This window comes from uncultured Campylobacter sp. (assembly GCF_938030815.1).
In the GTDB taxonomy this organism is placed as follows: Bacteria; Campylobacterota; Campylobacteria; order Campylobacterales; family Campylobacteraceae; genus Campylobacter_B.
Genome location: NZ_CALHII010000272.1, coordinates 1 through 1,447, shown reverse-complemented (window position 1 = coordinate 1,447; position 1,447 = coordinate 1). Strand labels below are relative to the sequence as shown.

Genomic DNA, 1,447 nt, shown 5'->3' with positions numbered 1-1,447 from the left:
GCATGGGCAGTGCCCGATCACGAGAGCTATTTGTATTTCGCAAAGCTAAAAGAGCAGATGCAAAAGCGCGGCGTAAAGGTGATCACGATCGATCCCGTATATAATAACACCGCTAAATTTTTAGGCTCTGAGCACATTTCGATCAACCCTACCACCGACGTTGCGATGATGATGGCGATATGTTACGAGATGATGGCGCAAGGGCTTGCGGATGAGAAATTCCTTAAAAAATACACTCACGGCGCGGAGGAATTTAAAGCCTATCTTAGAGGCGAAAGCGAAGATGGGCTCAAAAAAGACGCGGCGTGGGCGTCTAAAATTTGCGGCGTGAGCGAGGATGAGATCAAGGGCTTGGCTAAAATTTTAGGCAGCAAGCGCACTATGATAATGTGTGGCTGGGGTCCGCAGCGCGCTCATCACGGCGAGCAGTTCCACTGGATGGCGACGGTGCTTGCCGCTTTCGTAGGTCAGATCGGGCTTGCGGGCGGTGGATACGGCTTTGGCTATCATTACAGCGACGGCGGCTGCCCTAGCCCCGCAGCTCCGGTAGGAAGCGCACTAAGCCTCTCAAGCGGCGCGGCGACTACCTCCTCGGCTTTCCCGGGCTTAGGTAGCATGAGTATCGTGCCTGCTAGCGAGGGCGAATGGAAAAACCGCGACAACATCGCAATCCCCGTCTCGCGCATCGGCGATTGCATCAACAATCCCGGCAAGGAGATAGATTTTAACTGCAAAAAGATAACCTACCCTAACATCAAGCTTGCTTACTGGGCGGGCGGCAACCCGTATCTGCACCACCCCGATACGAATTTACTCGCGCGCACGTTTGAAAAGCTCGACACCTTCATAGTCCAAGAGTGCTTCTGGACGGCGAGTGCGCGCATGGCCGATATCGTTTTGCCCGCCACTACCGAGCAGGAGCGCGACGACATAACCAAGTCGCATACGAATAAATTTATCATCGCTATGCATAAGATCGCCGAGCCTTACGAGCAGGCGCAAAACGACTATAAAATTTACTGCGAAATTCTAAAGCAGTTCGGCGAGAAGGAGTATATGGCGTTTAGCGAGGGCAAGAGCGAGATAGAGTGGATCAAGCAGTTTTACGACGCTTCGAAGAAAAAAGCGGACGCGTCGAAGATAAAGATGCCGGAATTTGAGGAGTTTTGGAAAAAGGGTTTCGTGAAATTTGAAATTCCAAAGCACGCCTACGAATACGTAGCGATGGAGGAATTTAGAAAAAATCCTATCATAAACCGTCTCGGAACGCCGTCAGGAAGGATCGAGGTCGTCTCGAAAAAGATCGCCAAAGCGGCGCTGGACGACTGCCCTGCGCATCCAACTTGGATGGAGCCGATGGAGTGGCTGGGGAACGCGCAAAAGACGCAAAAGTATCCGCTAAATTTAATAACCCCGCATCCAAAATACCGCCTGCACGGGCAGCTAA

The 1,447-nt window shown here is 51.9% G+C and carries 1 protein-coding gene; it reads left to right on the top strand.

Translation table 11 applies throughout. From position 1 onward, the window contains the following. Positions 1–1,447 (top strand): molybdopterin-dependent oxidoreductase (locus Q0277_RS10015; protein WP_297997687.1); only part of this gene is annotated, 1,447 nt, incomplete at both ends.